The following is a 15,939-nucleotide window of genomic DNA, read 5'->3' as shown; positions in this document are numbered from 1 at the left end:
GTATGAAGCAATTTAAACCTCTATCTCTAGTGACCGTCATCGGAACGGCTTTGTTGTTGTCCTGCGTCGCTGCACTTGCTCAAAACGCGGATGTGAGCAATTCCGAAGCTCGTAAACCGAATATTATTTTCCTCCTCGCTGATGATTTGGGGTGGGGGGATTTGAGCTGCTACGGGCACCCTGAGCTCAAGACCCCGAATATCGATCAGTTAGCGGCAGGTGGAAAACTCTTTACGAATTTCTATGCGATGTCTTCCGTTTGTTCTCCGAGTCGGGCAGCCTTTCTGACGGGGCAGTTTCCAGTTCGTAATCGAGTGTATGGTCATTTCTCTGCCCCCGAGGAGAATGCGGAGCGAGGGATGCCAAATTGGCTGGATCCCTCGGCGCCTAGTTATGCACGCCAGTTACAAAAGGCTGGCTACGCTACAGCGCATTTTGGGAAATGGCATTTGTCTCTCCCTTCGGGTGTAGGTGCTCCAGCACCTACCGAATACGGCTTTAATCTTTCAAAAGCATATTTAGCCTCAGGCCCACAGCTTCCTGTTGCGCGCGAGGAGAATCCATATTTTCGAGCGCAATCGACTGAAGCCATTGTCGACGAGACCATTGAATTTATTCGAGCCAATCAGGGTCGGCCCTTCTATGTGAGCGCTTGGACTTTGACGCCGCATACAGTTCTAAATCCTACTGATGAGCAAATGGCACCGTTCATCGATGAATTTGCGCCGGATCCAGAGCATATCTCTCACGTAGGGGCAAAGGTTGTTTATTACGCAACAGTTAATGATTTGGATATTCAGGTTGGGCGACTGGTGGCTGCGCTGGAAGATCTGGGACTCGAAAAGGATACACTGATCGTTTTTTCCAGCGACAACGGTCCGGAAACAATGTGGATCGGAGGAGCATCGCACAGTGGTATTGGGAGCACTGGTCCTTTTCGAGGACGTAAACGAAGCCTTTATGAAGGGGGAATTCGCATGCCCTTTATTGTTTCCTGGCCCGGAACGATTGCTCCAGGGCAAGTGGATCGTGAGTCTGTGCTTGCTGCTGTGGATCTGATGCCTACCTTTTGTGCCCTTGCTGGGGTTGAAGTTCCATCGGGGCCTGCGGCTCCCGACGGCGAAAATGTGTTACCTGCCTTGCTCTCCGGGCCGATGGAGCGTAGCACTCCCTTGTTTTGGGAATTTCACTACGAAGTCGACTTCGGCCACGTTATCCATAAAAGCCCATACACGGCGCTACGGGTCGGTGATTGGAAGTTTCTCTCGAATCCTGGGGGAGGGCGTGTCGAACTCTACGATATCCCCAATGATCCGACCGAGCTTAATAATCTAGCGGCTTATGAACGCGGAGTGACTAAGGAGATGCAGCAGCAACTGAAGCACTTGCGCGCTGAAATGCCTCAGGTATCCATTGAAGCAGCGGCCGGGACGGACCATTACCCCTGGCCGGAATGATGGGGCAGCCAATAATGTTTTGCTCTTTTTGCCTCTGCGAAGATTTTATACGCTAGGTTTCCTTCGGTTTATCCCTGTGTTGGGGAGAATCTATTCTATACAGTAAAATAATATATCAAAATTGCGCCAATTTAATTACCATTAATTTTCATGTAAAATTATAGGGAATTAAATTGACATGGTGGTGAATCTTACTGGTATATGGTTAATCGTCTTTACGATTACTTCTTGTTCTTAATCACAATTAAAATCCCAATAGATATGATTCCCCTTAAAAATCTCGCCTTTTGTGCTTTTCTAGCTCTACTTCCCGCCGTTGTCTCCGCGCAAAGTTTCTCTGATAATTTCACTGGAACCGATGGTGATTCTCTCGGTTCGGCATGGAATCAAGGCAATGCCGCAAACCTAGAAATTCAAGGTAACCAAGCAGTACCCGTACTGCCTGATGGTGTCAGTTCATTTGATCCGTCGGTTTTTGGCTTAGATCCTTCAGTTGCTAGTATTGAAGATCCCACGGACTTCTCCATCTCAGTCGATTTTACAACTACAGGCGGTTCTTTGGTCGGTATCTGGTTTCAGGGCAGAGATGATGTCGCATCGAATGACCAGTCCGATGCTTCTGGGTATGCGATCCGCTTCCGTTCGACTGACGGATATTTACAAGCCATTAATTTTAATGGTGGAACAGCTGTGACTGCATATTATTGGAATTCGACTGTAACTCCTAATACGACTCTTTTCAACGAAACGGATGTTTTTCGCATGACGGTGTCTTCTGGGTTGTTGGCGAATGACGTTGATGTGATTGTTGAGAGCATCACTAGTAATGTAACTGTAGTCGCAGCGACGATGACTCGTTCGAATAAAAATACTGGAGGTAGTGTCGGTGATGCCTTCGGACTCTATGTTGGCAGTGTTGCTGGTGTTACTTTTGACAATTTTACAGCCACTGTTCCAGAGCCTCAAAACTATGCTTTGTGCATTGGTGGGGGTATGGCATTGCTTGTATTAGCACGTCGCCGTCGCTAGTTGATTAGTCGAAACTTTATTGTTCAATTCATTTGAAGATCCTCGTCGTGTGTCAGTTCGGCGAGGATCTTTTAATTTAAGTTAGTAAGATATTTTTATGCTTTTTGGTTTACTTTGTCGGGTGCGGGACTCTGTCCAACTTTTATTAAAATTAATTGTTTCCATGAAAAATAATTTTATACGAAATCTGTCGATGCAGATATCTTGCGGATTGCGTTGTATTGCGTTTTCTTGCCTTGTATGTGGTGCGATTGTTCAAGGCGGGGAGTTTGTCTTCCAAGGGCCATATCCAGTTGAGAATGATAACGAGGGGAGTTCGCTACTGAAGGACGGGATCCCTGTTCTAGCGGGCAATGTCAGGGGAGGGCTGCCGCTACCCGTAGTGAGCGGCATCACCTTTGAGCAACTTTCTTTTGGGAATCCGATTTCAGCGAATGGGGTGACTGCCGAGCTCATTGATCTTGGCGCTTCGATTGACTACAGTTCGATGGATAAAGCCGAGGCCCAATACGATGAAAATGTAGACTTGGCTCGATTGATGGGCGTGGGATATAAGTCGAAGTATTATGGCAACGGGCTGGTATTAAATTTCTCAGGTCTAACGGTCGGAAAGATATATCAACTTCAAGGATTGTATTGGGATTGGGCTACGAGTTTTTACTTGAATGATCCTGATGCGCTGAATTCAGGGCGATCAAAGAAATTTGAGTCGCAGGAAGCTCAAGCGGGCTACTATTGGACGACTAGCTGGAAGGCTGATGCGTCGAGTCAGTCCATACAAATCTTGCCTGGTCGTAGCAGTCGTTCGACGCTTGCTGCCATCTCCCTCTTGGAAGTTTCGGACTTGCCGTCTAAAGAAGTTGAGCTTGTCACTTGGGATGTTCTGAATGTTGGCGATCTATCATGGTCTGAAGAATTGGGATTATGGGGACGTCCCCTTAATGGCAAAGCCAAGGAGGCAGAGGAAACTCAAATGGTGCATGAATCTCGGCTTGCATCGGGATCCTTGTTATTGGCTGCACGTTATGGTTTGCTGGCGGATGCACGGATCGAACGTGTTTTGAGGGCACTATTGGATTTGCAAGAGGCGGGAACGGGCCGAATGAAGTTTAGGTATGAGGACCCTGCGCCCACAGACTCAAATATTCCATTCTTTGTGGCGCGGAATTTGATTTTGCTACGGCATATGCATAAAGAGGCGATGACAACTGGTGCGCTTGATGTTTTGGATACGTTACTCGAAAATTTTTACCCATTGTTTTATGCTGAAGCTCAAAAAGACTCAGCTTTTTATCCAAACAAATATTTAGGCGATCTGGTGGGAGCGCGTTTGATTCAGGAAATTTATGGACAGCCGGATTACGAAATCGAAGTAATTGAGCAGCGCATGCTTGGAGCTGCAGATTACTGGAGAGAGGAAGGATGGGGATGGGGTGAACATATGAGTGATACATATGCAGGTGTGTGCTTAGATTTGATCTCGCTTTATTTGCTTCTGTCAGAAGAGCGTGAAAGTGATGTATACGCGACTTACCTAGATTTGATGGAGGAACTGTTGGTCATTGAAAGCCAATTCGGTGATGGCCCACGTGTCCCTGCGCTTCGAAGTTATTCATTTACCGCAAGAGGTAGCCGCAAAACATATATGGAGCGTATCGAAGCTTGGAATCAGGCAACGGGAGAGATTACTAATCCTTTCTGGAGAGAGAGCGCACTGATTCAGACATTCTACTACGATTTAGACTGGCATTCTGAATTTGAGGAGGTGCTGCCGGAGTTTGGTCAGTCGACGATGTTACGCATCCCTTGTTTTGATGATACTGAAGCGACTGCATTTTTAGCCGATGATGTTAGATTGGGTGCCATGAGTCACTTTCCCATTATGCCCGAGGCCGAGCATATTTCTTGGGGCTTGGCATGGCAAAGTTTTCCAGTTGCGCTATGGAAGCCATCCGGTGATTGGGCCTTCCTGCAATGGGAGGTCGAGGAAGCTGGCGAAGCGAAGGCCCATCCCGCGAACACAAGGTCTGGTGCACGTGCTTTGACTAATCAGGTGAACCCGCCCTTACTCGGGCAAACGTATTCTTTGCAGCGTGGAGGGAATCTTTTGGTCGTCAGGATGATGCCGGCCATTTCAGCATCATGGGGGCGTGTCTCTGATCGTTTTAAAATGCTAGATATTACCGCTGATGCCTACAAGGAGGCAAATGGAGCGCGTTTCCAGCAGATTCTTTTGGAATATCCGGAGCGTAGTATTGGCTTGGCTAGTTTTTCGATGGTGGAAGACTGCTACCCGGTCTTGGAAGAATTGGGTAAGGAGAGCTATTGGGGATATAATTTTCCAGTTGAAGTTCAACCGAGGAATGAGCGAAATCATGTAATTATTAATATTTGGGGATTCTCTTTGGACGGGGAAATCGTGCAGGAACCTGTTCTGACTAAGCTCGATGACTATGGAAAAGTGACGCGTAGTGAAATGGAAGAAGTCACTCGCTTGGTATGGCAATGGCCCGAAACTGATTGGGATGTGATCATTGACCCCATGTCAGATAATGTGCTTAGGTTCTCTGGGAGTACAGATCTTAAATAAGACTGATTTCAGTGTGAGCGGTACTGTTTTTTTATACCAGCCTCGTCGATGATCGCCTGTGCTGCTTCGGATGCTTGATTCTCAAAGAAATTGTCCTTCCAAGTGTGCCATTCGTGTTTACTTTCGTTAAAGCGTAGCGCACTACCTGCAGTTTGATAGACAACGTTTTGTTCGAATAAGAAGCCGCTGCTGGATTGATCCATGAAAAAACCGTTGTTGGGCCATCCGATTGCCTCGGGGCGGCGTTCTACGTCGTGGATATGATTGCCTCTGAAGGTTGTTTGCGGCTGGACGCCGAGTGTGTATATTGCACCTCCGTCTGCGAGTTGCTTCATCACGTTGTGGATATGATTGTTTTCGACCAGGCAGTTAGTTTGAGTTGACGATTTAGGACTCCAACGAAAGCCGATCGTTACCCCTGTGTAAGGCATGTCATGGATGTGATTGTGTGCGATCCGGGTGTTCGCCGTAAAAGCAACGAATATGCCGCAACTACCACGGCTATCCTGACCGCATTGCCTGATGTGGCAATTGGAGACTTCATTGCCGGTCGGCGCGTCTGAAGGATCCGCCCAATCAGATTCGAGCCTACCACCGAGAACGCCCTCGAGTTCACCTTTCCCCCGCCAACCAATCATAATGCCATTGCCGCCGATGTCTTCAATCTGACAACCGAGGATAGAGTTGTTATGCGCCCCGGGCCCAAGCCCGATTGCGGAGGAATTAAAATGAGCAAAGCGGCAGCGTTCGAACTGAATGCCCTCCGCCCAAGAACATTCGATCGCTACGGGGTGTACATAGATTCGCTCATCAATCGTGGTGCCATAATGAGCCGCCTGAATTTCGTTGTATCCGATGTCTGGCAGCGGAAAGTCGGTATCCTCAAACTGAATGCCTTGAAAATGAATGTTACGCACTGGGCTGTCTTTTGTGCCTTCAATAACGATGAGACGTTCCAAATGCGGTGCCACGGCGATCGTATTCGACCGAGTTTCGCCCTGCCTGGGAATGTAGTGTAGGGTCCCACTAGTGCTGTCGAGAAACCATTCCCCAGGCTTATCTAAGCCAGCTAGCGTATGTTCGATGTAACTGTATCTTTCTGGAACGGTGGTGGTGTGGGGACCGTGTCCGATCCAACCCATGGGAGTCGCTGTCGTCACATGCTGATTGTCTGAGGCAATGACCCGTCCGCGGCTGATTGACCAGTGCTGGAAAACGACCAGTTCTGCATTCTGTTCAGATAGGCTTGCTGAGGGCAGGGACTGATTAAAGCTAAAGGTCTTCACGTCTTCGCTTACCGTTTCGATACTTAGATCACCATCTGTATTCGGCCAGCGTGCCCGAGTGGCGCGTTGGTCATTGACTACCAGTTGACGGAAGAACCATTTGCCAGCTTTCACCCTGGGCAGATCTGCGCTCCACCTCCCAGTCTTGTCTGCTTTCCAGTTTGTTACCTGACGACCACCACTCAGTATGACTGTATCCTGCTTATGAGCTGTATATGTGATCGAAAATACTTCGGTGCCAGAATCCTCTGGGCTAAAGATTAATGGCTCTGATAGCTCATAAACTCCTTGGTGGAGGCTTATTATAATATTCTGTCGGAGGCCCTTGGCAATTTCCTTACGAACTTGAGCCTTGGCACGGCTCACGGTTTTAAAAGGTTGATCTATAGTTCCAATTGATTCATCGTCACCTAATTGCGCTACATGAAATTCCAAAGCAGAGGCTGGTAAGCCACAAAATAATCCGGCAAAGCTGAGGAGTGTAGCGAAATGCGCTATTCTTGAAGGCATTATAGTTATCTATTGAAGCTTTGTAGAAAGAAGCATTTATCTTTTTGTAGAAGAGACTCGGCTAGAATTCCTTTATAAACTTTTTGTTCTGTGTCTTGGGATTCGAGAGTTGTGGTATAATCGATGCCCGCGGTCATCGGATTCCATTCGGAAAAATCTGTTGTCCAGTATAAGGCATATTGGACATCCGTAGCATTGTTTCGAACTACGAACTGAAAGCTTTCTCCGTTGAAATTGATACCTCCAGTTGGAGCTGAATGGCTGGGGTTGAAGCCCTGGGCATAATTTAAATAATTGGATTTTCCGTCTAAATTCTCATCTGCTTCCATTAATAAGTAAGGAAATAGAGTTTGAAAGCTACGTTCTGCGTAGAAACTGACTACAGTTATGCTGAGCGGTAAAAGCTCCATCGTGAAACTATTTCCACTAATACTGACTCCCTCCGCAGAGTTTGTATAGGAAGCAACTAAGGAGTGGGGGGAATCTGCTGAATAAGACCTCACGGAGTAGTTCTCGGGGAGATTCATGCCATTAACAGTAACGTCTATGGGCTGTCGATTGCTGTCTTTATTTAAGAAGAACAGATTGATGCGGTCATTGGCTGAATTTAGTGAGGCGTATGTGCGAAGCCTGGAAATGGATGTTTGAGACTGAACCATTTCATCTAAGGTGTATTCATTTACGAATCGTGAAATCTCTGCTCGCATTGATAGGGTGGCATCATTTTTTAGGAGAGTATAACTTTCTTCATTTGAAAGACCTCCATTTTGGTAATTCCATGGATCAGATGTTCCCCAGTAGTAGGAATACACGGCATTCTCGGCGTGCACCTGTTGCATCAATAGCTCAAACCAGCAGAGTGCTTTAAGAAAGTTATTGACAGTGTTTCCTTCGAGCAGAGCGGCCGATCCGTAAGCATTGGTTTCAGTTATTAGAATGGGCATATTGTTGTATTCGCGACTCACAGTCACTGCGTTGTCGATCGCTGGGATCATATTGCCTGTGAAGTCGCGCCATTTTTCGTAGGTATCGATATCCAAACTCCAGATGTATTGGTGTGCACTTAGAAAATCGACGTTGTTTGGATTCGCATCAGTCACCGCACGCATGTAGTTCATGTCTGAAAGGATCCCCGGCCCCGTTAGTATGTCGGGATTGATAGCTTTCATCGCATCAACCATTTGATGGTAAGCTGTGACATATTCTGTGCGGCTGAGCAGATTCGAGTGGTGGTCGATTTCGTTGCCAATTTGCCAATAAGCAACTTCGTAGTTTTTGTCTTTAGCGTACTGCACCCAAGCGGCAGCTGTATCTATCAGGTGTGATAGACTCGGTCCATTACTATATTTATGGGAAAGCATATTAACGACAACCAGCGGCTTAATTCCTAATTCCGTGCAGATGGACATGTATTCATCGAAGTCCATGGCATTGATGAATGTGTCGTCGTTAGATGTGGCCCAGCTCCAGCCTGCTGGGGGCTGAGAGGTAGAGGCGATGATAGGGTGAAGTCCAGCATGAGGATTTCCTGCATCAATATCGTGCCAGAGGTAATTGTCTGATAGGTGACCGTAGGGAAAACGGAGCGACCCAGTTCGCATCCGTTCCAGTGAAGGCTTAATGTCTTGTCGTTCGGAGGAGTCTGTAAGCCAGCATGTGACTGCGGAGGCAAAGCCATCGGAGATTGAGTGCTTTAGGCTCGTGTTGGTATTGATCAATACCTTATTGTTGCCGGCAGCGTAGACTGCTACGTTGATACTGATTGTGGCGCTTCCTTGAGCGTTTCTAACAGTTATAAGATGGTCTGTTGGATGGGCAGTGACGGTCGGAGTGCCCCACATACTGCCTTCGTTCAGACTCGTGTCGGTGACAAAGGTAATGCCCGCAGGTAGGGGAGGGGTTATGGAAATTGAGGTGGCTTCAGCGCCATCGTATTGGAAAAAATTGTAGGGGATAGTATCACCCTGTGTGTACACTAAAAATTCTCCCTGGCTATAGCGCAGATTTGAGGGAGCTTGGGCATAAGACTGTGTCATGCATAGCAACCATAGGATGAGCAGTTTGATTGTATTTTGAGTTTTCAAGATAATTAATCAGCAAGATTTAGTTGATATATGTGTTGCTGGTAAAAGACCGCTGTGGTTCTGATGACGGAGCGAATGAACACATTCGATTACATTTCATAGGGCATAAGATATTATTGTCTACCGATGCTTTCGAAGGGGATTGGCTCAAATCCAGGTATTTTCTGATAGACAATAGAGTTGCTCTTCAGACCGAAATTCATGGTTTCAGCATTTACGAAGCCAGGGGCGGTTTCAGTTTTAAAATTATCTCGTATATTGGTGTATTCCTGCACTCGGTCTTCTGCGAAGTCGACTTCTCCTCGCACCCATATAAATGTTTTCTCTGAATTGATAAAAACATTCTTTGTTGATTGATTGTATTTGGGATGTCGAGGTTCGTCATCTATGATATTGGTCATATTGGGGTATTTATCGTAGGGTGCTTTATCCCATGGAACAGCAGGCCCACCTTGGCTGGTTATATCATCTCTTCTTGGGTCGAATTTTAGCCCATAGGAATGATTCTTCCAGTGTTTCTGTTGCCAACTCATGAATCCAGATGTAGCTATTATGATTGGTTTATTGGATATATCGATGAAGATGTTATTGCTAATATTGTGATCGCGTCCGCCGTTGACCATTACACCGGTTGGCATGTTTTTGAACACATTGCCAAAGACGGAGCAGCCTGAATAAAGGTCGTCAAAATAGATGCCATGAATCAGGTATGGATGACCGCCTTCAACACCGTTAATATCGTGTATGAAGTTATGCCTTATAATTGTTCCACGTGCTGTTAGGTCTCGGCCTGAGTATATTGCTCCCATGTCCTGAGATTCATTTACGACGTCGTATATTTCATTAAACTGTATGACATGGTCGTTGCCAGCGAATATTAATCCAGCATGTGGGCCATTGTGTATTGTATTGTGAGATGCGCGATTACCTACGCCACTAATTTTTATTGCTGGCTTATATGTTTTAGCTTGTTGTCCGAAATTATGTATGTGGCAGTTTTCAATATAATGACCAGCCGGTTCCAATGTGTGTCTGTCGCCGCCTTTTATGTGTATGCCGTCAGCAGCTAAATCGTATACGTGGCAGTTAACGACTCCGTGTGCCTTACCTCCTTCAATTGATATTGCTGTCTTTCCTAGTTTGCTGATTGTGCTGTTTTTGATGAGGCAATTACTTCCTCCGCTGATACTAAATGCGCTGTTTCTAGAAGTTCCGATATTGATTCCAGAAAAGGTTACGTTTGAGACGTCTGTCAGTTGTATCATTGGCTGCTCTAGCAAAGATATGGTGACTTCTCCATCCTTCGCGCCTTCTGGGGGATAAAAGTACAAAGTGCTGTTCTCTCGGTTTAGATACCACTCTCCAGGCATATCGATTTCTTCCAAGAGGTTGTATACATAGAAGCGTTGTTCTTCGCGAATACCATAGGCGCTCGGTTGTACGCTGGAAATTTCACGAGTTTGAGTGTCAATATTTTTGATCTTCACGCTTTGGTCTGACCAGTCCCAATACCAATACCCAAACATCCAAGCATCTTCGGCCTGTGCCCATTGTTGCATACGATCGTTATTGAGTATGAATTTAAATCCTAGCGGAGGGTTCTCTCTTTCTGCAGGAGGAATATAGGTGGCCAGTACGCTTTTATTCTCAGAAAATTTCATGTCATCCATCCAGTGTCTAGGTACGGATCCGTTTTGAGTGACTTGGTCAACCTTTGCGAAGTCATGGTTGGGCCATCTGGCTATTTGCATTGACAGTTTGTTGTAATACAGTTGTGGCGTTGGTGTGCCGTCTTTGTAAGGAGTAACTGCATTTAGGAAGCCTGTGCTGTGGCCGAATTGTGACATCTTGCCAAGTTTGCTAATGCCTCGTTGCTCAAGGTTTATGCTCAGCACTTTTCCTTGGGCTGTTTCTGGTAAACGTGAGAGGGTTGTAGGCGAAGTGACCACTTCGAAATCTCGTAACGGAATGCGTGTGCCGCCGATAAGATTCACTTCTTCGTCTTTATAGGCTGCGTAGGTTATTGGGTACTGTTGCGTTCCGGAGTCATTTATATTAAACTCCACAGTTTTTTCCAAAAAATAGTCCCCTTCGCGAATGTAGATCTCGATGGGGCCATTTAATGCATGGTTTTTTCGTTGTTCACGTATCGCCTTTTTTGCTGCTTCTAGTGAGGTGAATGGGTATTCGAAGGATCCATCAGAAGAACCTGACGATTGATTCGATATGTAATAGGTTGTGGCCGTTTTTTCTGCTGCGTGGCTAAGCGCCGGCAATGAGCTTGTGGCTAGCCATAGCAGTAAAGGGATGCGAATTCGATAGAGTTTATTCATGCTTTTTCATTGATACCATTTTTGGTACATTTCGATTATGATTTATTAGCGTACATCACGTTTATTACATTGTGGGGTAGCGATGGACGGTTTGATGTGCTAGTTCACTTGTCCTCTCTGCATTATTTACATTGGTGTTTCAATGATGTGCGTCAATTGATATTTTGATCGGTTAATTTTTTAATGTAACAATATTGATCAATTTTTTTTGACGTGATTTATGTAGTGCTTTTTGTTTGTGTGTGTGTGCTTATTATATCAGCAATAAACAATGAAGAGTTTTCTTTGCTTGTCTAACGTCTAATGCTTGGTGGTCTATGATTGATGAACGATTTGTTTCTTTGGGTGCTGAACTTTCTGATTGGAGGGGCTATCGGTGCTGGAATTTTGAATTTGAAGGTTTGCAAATGCGAGTCGTGTTGCCTCGAGATCCTGCACGTGGGCGGCCTTGGTTTTGGCGACCTGAGTTTTTTAATCAATTTGCGGAAACGGATGAGCTTTTGATTGAGTGCGGTTGGGTAATGGTTTTTCTGGACCTGCCAGATCATTACGGGTGTCCTGTCGCGGTTGATATATTTACTCGGATGTATGATTTTGTAACTGCTTTCTTGGGGCTCGCTGAGAGGATGGCCATTGTGGCGCTAAGTCGAGCCGGCCTGTCCGCATATAATTTTTCCTCTGTTAACTCTAGTAAGGTTTGCGCGATTTATGCCGATAATCCAGTTTGTGATTTTCGCAGCTGGCCTGGCGGTGCGGGTGCTGGAGTTGGGAGCCCTGAGGACTGGAATAAGCTAATTGACAGATACCAAATGTCTGACTCGGTGGCACGGTGCTTTGAACGTCAACCCCTGTCTCGTGCTGTCTTGGAGCCTATTGTTGCAGCTGGTATTCCAGTGCTTCATGTGTGCGGCGACGCAGATGAGATTGTGCCTTATGAGGAGAATTCTGCTCGTCTTGGGCGGCGCTTTTCGGCTCTTGGGGGGCGTTACGAAGAAATTGTTGTGGCTGGCCGTGGGCATCATCCGCACGGGTTGAAGGATCCTAGTCCTGTTGTTGAATTCTTTACGCGTGCCTTCGCGGATTAGGGCGTATGGCGATTCCTTAGGACCCATTTGATCGAATGGAATGCTGAAGAAGTTTGATGGGGGTTCTTCTATGTGCTCATTGATGTTGAAGTTGCCATTCTTGCCATCTTGAACTGGAGTGCCACTATTCTGGTCATTTCCATTGGGGCCAATGTAGAATGTAGCTGCGCTGGATGTGGTGGCGCTTAGTAGTGATGTGAATGCGACTCTATTTATCTTAATGCCGGATCGATCTGCTCTGGGAGTATCGATGCTGGGGGGATTGCTTCCACGTGATAATCAGCGTAGAGCACATTGGCTTTGTCATTGTGCCGAGCTCCAATGTTTTGTTGGTAGGGCCAAATGTTGACATCGAAGTAGGGCCTGGTTTGGGGGACTTGATTGTCGGCGGCGTTGTCTGCGCTCAGTATTGTATCGCCGGGGTGTATGAGATTGACTGGTTTGATGGATTCGTAGAGTGGATTTTGCTCTGGGAGACCCCAGCCCATGACAACGGCATTTAACCCGTAGTCTCGGTAGGTGCTAGTTGATTCAGAACTCGGGCAATTGAAAATGTGGTTAGCATCCCATTTTGTGAACTCGTCAGCTGGGAAGTCTTCCTCGTCGTAGCCTGCTTTGGTCGCAATAGCTCCGCGCTGTGAGAACGCTGAGTAGCTGCCTTCAACTGCAAAGGGAAATGCGTTTTTCTCGGCGACGATAAGGCCTATCGTTTGTCCTATTGATCTTAGATTGCTCGCGCATTTCGTGGTATTTGCCGACTCACGGACCTTGCTGATTGTTGGTATTAATATTGCGGATAATATCGCAATAATGCCGATCACACTAAGTAATTCAATCAGGGTAAAAGCTGACTTTTTTGAGTTTGCTTGGGTATTCATTGGGGGGTGGGTGTTGGCTGTACTTCGATAGTGTCAGCTCGCTTGGAATTTTCGTGTGAAAATGTAATTTAGAAATGCTTTAGTCAAGCGAAATTGGTGAGTCGTTAATGCTACATTAAAAGATTGCATGTAGGGTATCTTCTGTTTTGCTTGTCTGCACGAGCTTTTATTGCTTGCTTTATGTCTTTATTAAGAGGGAATGAGTCATTCATTGATTTTGTTTTATTGTATTGCTGCAAATTGATCATTTATATGTTGGGATGTCATTTACGCTCATTTTCGTAGCTCTATTTGCTTATTTATAGAGTGTTTCTGTATGTTTTGACTGCGATTAATGATCGCTGAATCGAGAGAAATTTTAGCATGGTTAAGAAAACAGATAATATTGCTGATATTGCAACGGGGGCTTCCTTGCTGGAGTGGTTTACACGCTCCTGTAGTCGTCAAGAAGTGTGGTCGTCCTGATTGCTCATAGTGGGTAGTTTTTCGAGGACATCGGTCATATAGGCGAGCGGGTCGCCGCCATGGTGCACGCAGGAAACGATGATCGAGTAGATGATCGCGCTGCGTTACCCGGCTTCGGGTGAGCCGAGGAACAGGAAGTTCTTTTTGCCCTTAGCGTTGTTCCACTTGCGCTCGAAGCCCTCCAGCAAGGCAGTCGCATGTTTATGTTCAGCGCGATGTAGGCAATCAGCTGCGCGGAAGCGTAGCCGCCTTCGATCATCCGCTCCGGAGCCGGAGCCAGATACGGCGGCAGGTTCCGGTCCAGCTTGTGGCGGAACTTTGGGCGGATGTATTTGCGCTTTCATAGCAGAGGCGGAGTGATCCGCACTTCAAAAGTCTCTTCGGTGATTCCGATACGTTCATCGAGTTCAGGATTGGCGCGGACCTCGTCCGGTAAAATCTCGATGGTCTCTTTGACCGGCAGATCCGCGAAGCGCTCGGCAGAAGGCTCACGCTTGGACGCTTTGAGGCGTTCGTAGCGAATCGTTTCCTTCTTTACCTCAGGCGCTTTGCAAAGACCTACACGCCACTGCCGTCCCAGCCACGCTACCAGCGTGCCGTAGCGGATGCCTTCCCGGCGGCTGAACGCTTCCTGCGTCAGACCGCTCGCGTCGTAGCGCTCCAATACCTCCGCCACTCTTTCTCACTGCGAATCCGGCACCCCTTGCGGTCCGACTCCGCAGAATCCATGCATAACTCAGTCTCGATTGATTCCATGTCAAAAAAATACCACGATTACTAAATCTGCAAGCAAGGCACTTCGTCGGACGCCTACACAAAATTCACATTATTTGTGTATCGTTGACCTTCATGGATTCCTTCAATCTTCTTCTCTGGGATTTTTTAACCGCTGAGATCGCCGAGCCCGCTGAGTAGTAGGGGAGTTCCTTTCCTCTGCGCTCTCCGCGTGCTCTGCGGTTAAAACTACGTCTGATCAGCTTCCATTCTCACGTCGCTAAAACTTCCATAGAGGACAATAAGCTCCAAGTGCTGGTCAATGAAGGAAAGTAATTCTTCCTGCGGCAGCAGGAACTCTTCGCTATAAAGATATTGAGTTGTTCCGTTTCGGTCTCTGGTAATTGGTGCAACCCCAATAGCTCTTGAAAAGGAGAGATTCTCTTCTTCATCGAAGCTGAAGAGAGTGATGCTTGTGGGTTGCTCCAACTGTGTCGAAAAATTCAGTCTGAAACCATCGGTGGTTAATTCTAAATTCGCTCCTGCAGATAATCCCGAAGTGCGTAGATACTCACTATCATCGGGGATGAATGGGATGATATCCTCTTCGAGTTGTGCAGGCCACCGGGCAGCATCCTCAGGACTCGTTCCGCTCCAACTCATCGACACCGCGTGTGCAGTTGTAGAAACAAGAAGTGCCAAGGCGATTGAGATTTTATTTTTCATTCTCTTCTCGACATCAAAGGTAGGTATGGAGTGAGGCACGAACGGAATTGTCCTATCCTGCCTGGTTGGCAATTCAATCGCCATAGTGCGTCCATATTCGTAAAATCTTTACGACCTTTTCTTCTTCGTAAACCTGATAGACCAGTCTGTGTTGAATGTTGATTCGCCTTGAATAAGCGCCTGAAAGATCGCCGACCAATGGTTCGTATTCTGGTGGTTTCCTGAACGGGTCTTCCTTCAACAGATCAATCAGCTCAATAGCTTTCCATTTTAAGTTACTACGAGAGATTTTTTTCGCATCCTTCTGAGCCTGCTTGGCGTATACGATACGATAATTCACCACTCAATCGTCTCACTGCAGTCCTCAATTTTTTCCTTCATTCCTTTTTTGATGGAATTCACCATCCCGGGAATTGAACTCAGATGTAACGTCTCAGAAATGGCTTTCCAGTCATCCTCTGAAACAAGCACAGCATTGCCGCGCTTACCTGTTATCTGAATGGGGATGTGTGAATCGTTTGCTTCGTCGATAAGCTTGTAGAGCTTATTCCGAGCGGTGGTTGCGGTAATCGTAGTCATGACTGAAAGCGTGCGTAATTGCGTGCGTTTGTCAATTCCTCATTTTTGCCATCGTCGAGCGTAGTCACAGATGAGCGCCAGCGAAATCTATTGAGTCGCTCGACTGGATGAACAAAGCCGCTACGCGGCGCGTGTGTATTTTAAGGTTTTCTAGAGTTAAAGGTGGGAGCCGAGCGGTCAGGCTCAGCTCCCTATGTCTAACA

The 15,939-nt window shown here is 46.7% G+C and carries 13 protein-coding genes; 4 read left to right on the top strand and 9 right to left on the bottom strand.

What is annotated here, in order from left to right:
• Window positions 1-2 precede the first annotated feature (2 nt).
• The 3 genes from QEH59_RS06965 to QEH59_RS06955 all read left to right on the top strand — a co-directional run bounded on the left by QEH59_RS06965 (window position 3) and on the right by QEH59_RS06955 (window position 5,076).
• The gene (locus QEH59_RS06965) at window positions 3-1,457 is read left to right on the top strand and encodes a sulfatase family protein (RefSeq protein WP_308984644.1); all 1,455 of its coding nucleotides are present in this window, start codon (window positions 3-5) and stop codon (window positions 1,455-1,457) included.
• Between the two features lie 261 nt (window positions 1,458-1,718).
• Complete coding sequence (locus QEH59_RS06960) at window positions 1,719-2,486, top strand: hypothetical protein (RefSeq protein ID WP_308984643.1); 768 nt, start codon at window positions 1,719-1,721, stop codon at window positions 2,484-2,486.
• 163 nt (window positions 2,487-2,649) lie between these two features.
• Window positions 2,650-5,076: a hypothetical protein gene (locus QEH59_RS06955; protein WP_308984642.1), complete on the top strand. Its 2,427-nt coding sequence runs from the start codon at window positions 2,650-2,652 to the stop codon at window positions 5,074-5,076.
• A gap of 8 nt (window positions 5,077-5,084) precedes the next feature.
• Here QEH59_RS06955 and QEH59_RS06950 read toward each other — a convergent pair whose 3' ends face one another.
• The 3 genes from QEH59_RS06950 to QEH59_RS06940 form a co-directional block, all read right to left on the bottom strand.
• Entirely contained in the window at window positions 5,085-6,872 is a 1,788-nt protein-coding gene (locus QEH59_RS06950; RefSeq protein WP_308984641.1) for a right-handed parallel beta-helix repeat-containing protein, read from the bottom strand.
• A gap of 5 nt (window positions 6,873-6,877) precedes the next feature.
• Complete coding sequence (locus tag QEH59_RS06945) at window positions 6,878-8,956, bottom strand: hypothetical protein (RefSeq protein ID WP_308984640.1); 2,079 nt, start codon at window positions 8,954-8,956, stop codon at window positions 6,878-6,880.
• Between the two features lie 113 nt (window positions 8,957-9,069).
• On the bottom strand, window positions 9,070-11,289 hold the full coding sequence (locus QEH59_RS06940) for a right-handed parallel beta-helix repeat-containing protein (RefSeq protein WP_308984639.1): 2,220 nt from the start codon (window positions 11,287-11,289) through the stop codon (window positions 9,070-9,072).
• A gap of 317 nt (window positions 11,290-11,606) precedes the next feature.
• Between QEH59_RS06940 and QEH59_RS06935 the strand changes: the two genes are divergently transcribed.
• On the top strand, window positions 11,607-12,374 hold the full coding sequence (locus tag QEH59_RS06935; protein WP_308984638.1) for a hypothetical protein: 768 nt from the start codon (window positions 11,607-11,609) through the stop codon (window positions 12,372-12,374).
• Window positions 12,375-12,586: 212 nt separating this feature from the next.
• On the opposite strand, the gene QEH59_RS06930 is transcribed toward QEH59_RS06935, so the two are convergent.
• From QEH59_RS06930 to QEH59_RS06905, 6 genes are all read right to left on the bottom strand, one after another.
• Window positions 12,587-13,252 carry a prepilin-type N-terminal cleavage/methylation domain-containing protein gene (locus QEH59_RS06930; protein WP_308984637.1) on the bottom strand — a complete coding sequence of 222 codons (666 nt, stop codon included), beginning with the start codon at window positions 13,250-13,252 and terminating at the stop codon, window positions 12,587-12,589.
• A 569-nt stretch (window positions 13,253-13,821) separates the two neighbouring features.
• Window positions 13,822-14,061: a hypothetical protein gene (locus QEH59_RS06925; RefSeq protein ID WP_308984636.1), complete on the bottom strand. Its 240-nt coding sequence runs from the start codon at window positions 14,059-14,061 to the stop codon at window positions 13,822-13,824.
• Complete coding sequence (locus tag QEH59_RS06920) at window positions 14,058-14,381, bottom strand: hypothetical protein (RefSeq protein WP_308984635.1); 324 nt, start codon at window positions 14,379-14,381, stop codon at window positions 14,058-14,060. Before QEH59_RS06920 ends, QEH59_RS06925 begins: the two co-directional genes overlap by 4 nt.
• Before the next feature lie 299 nt (window positions 14,382-14,680).
• On the bottom strand, window positions 14,681-15,157 hold the full coding sequence (locus tag QEH59_RS06915; RefSeq protein WP_308984634.1) for a hypothetical protein: 477 nt from the start codon (window positions 15,155-15,157) through the stop codon (window positions 14,681-14,683).
• 73 nt (window positions 15,158-15,230) lie between these two features.
• Complete coding sequence (locus QEH59_RS06910) at window positions 15,231-15,497, bottom strand: Txe/YoeB family addiction module toxin (protein WP_308984633.1); 267 nt, start codon at window positions 15,495-15,497, stop codon at window positions 15,231-15,233.
• On the bottom strand, window positions 15,494-15,736 hold the full coding sequence (locus tag QEH59_RS06905; protein WP_308984632.1) for a type II toxin-antitoxin system Phd/YefM family antitoxin: 243 nt from the start codon (window positions 15,734-15,736) through the stop codon (window positions 15,494-15,496). Before QEH59_RS06905 ends, QEH59_RS06910 begins: the two co-directional genes overlap by 4 nt.
• Between the last annotated feature and the right edge of the window lie 203 nt (window positions 15,737-15,939).

The organism is Thalassobacterium sedimentorum (genome assembly GCF_031127905.1).
GTDB classification, from domain to species: Bacteria; Verrucomicrobiota; Verrucomicrobiia; order Opitutales; family Coraliomargaritaceae; genus Thalassobacterium; species Thalassobacterium sedimentorum.
The sequence above is the reverse complement of the archived record's forward strand: the minus strand, read 5'-3'. Positions and strand labels throughout refer to the sequence as shown.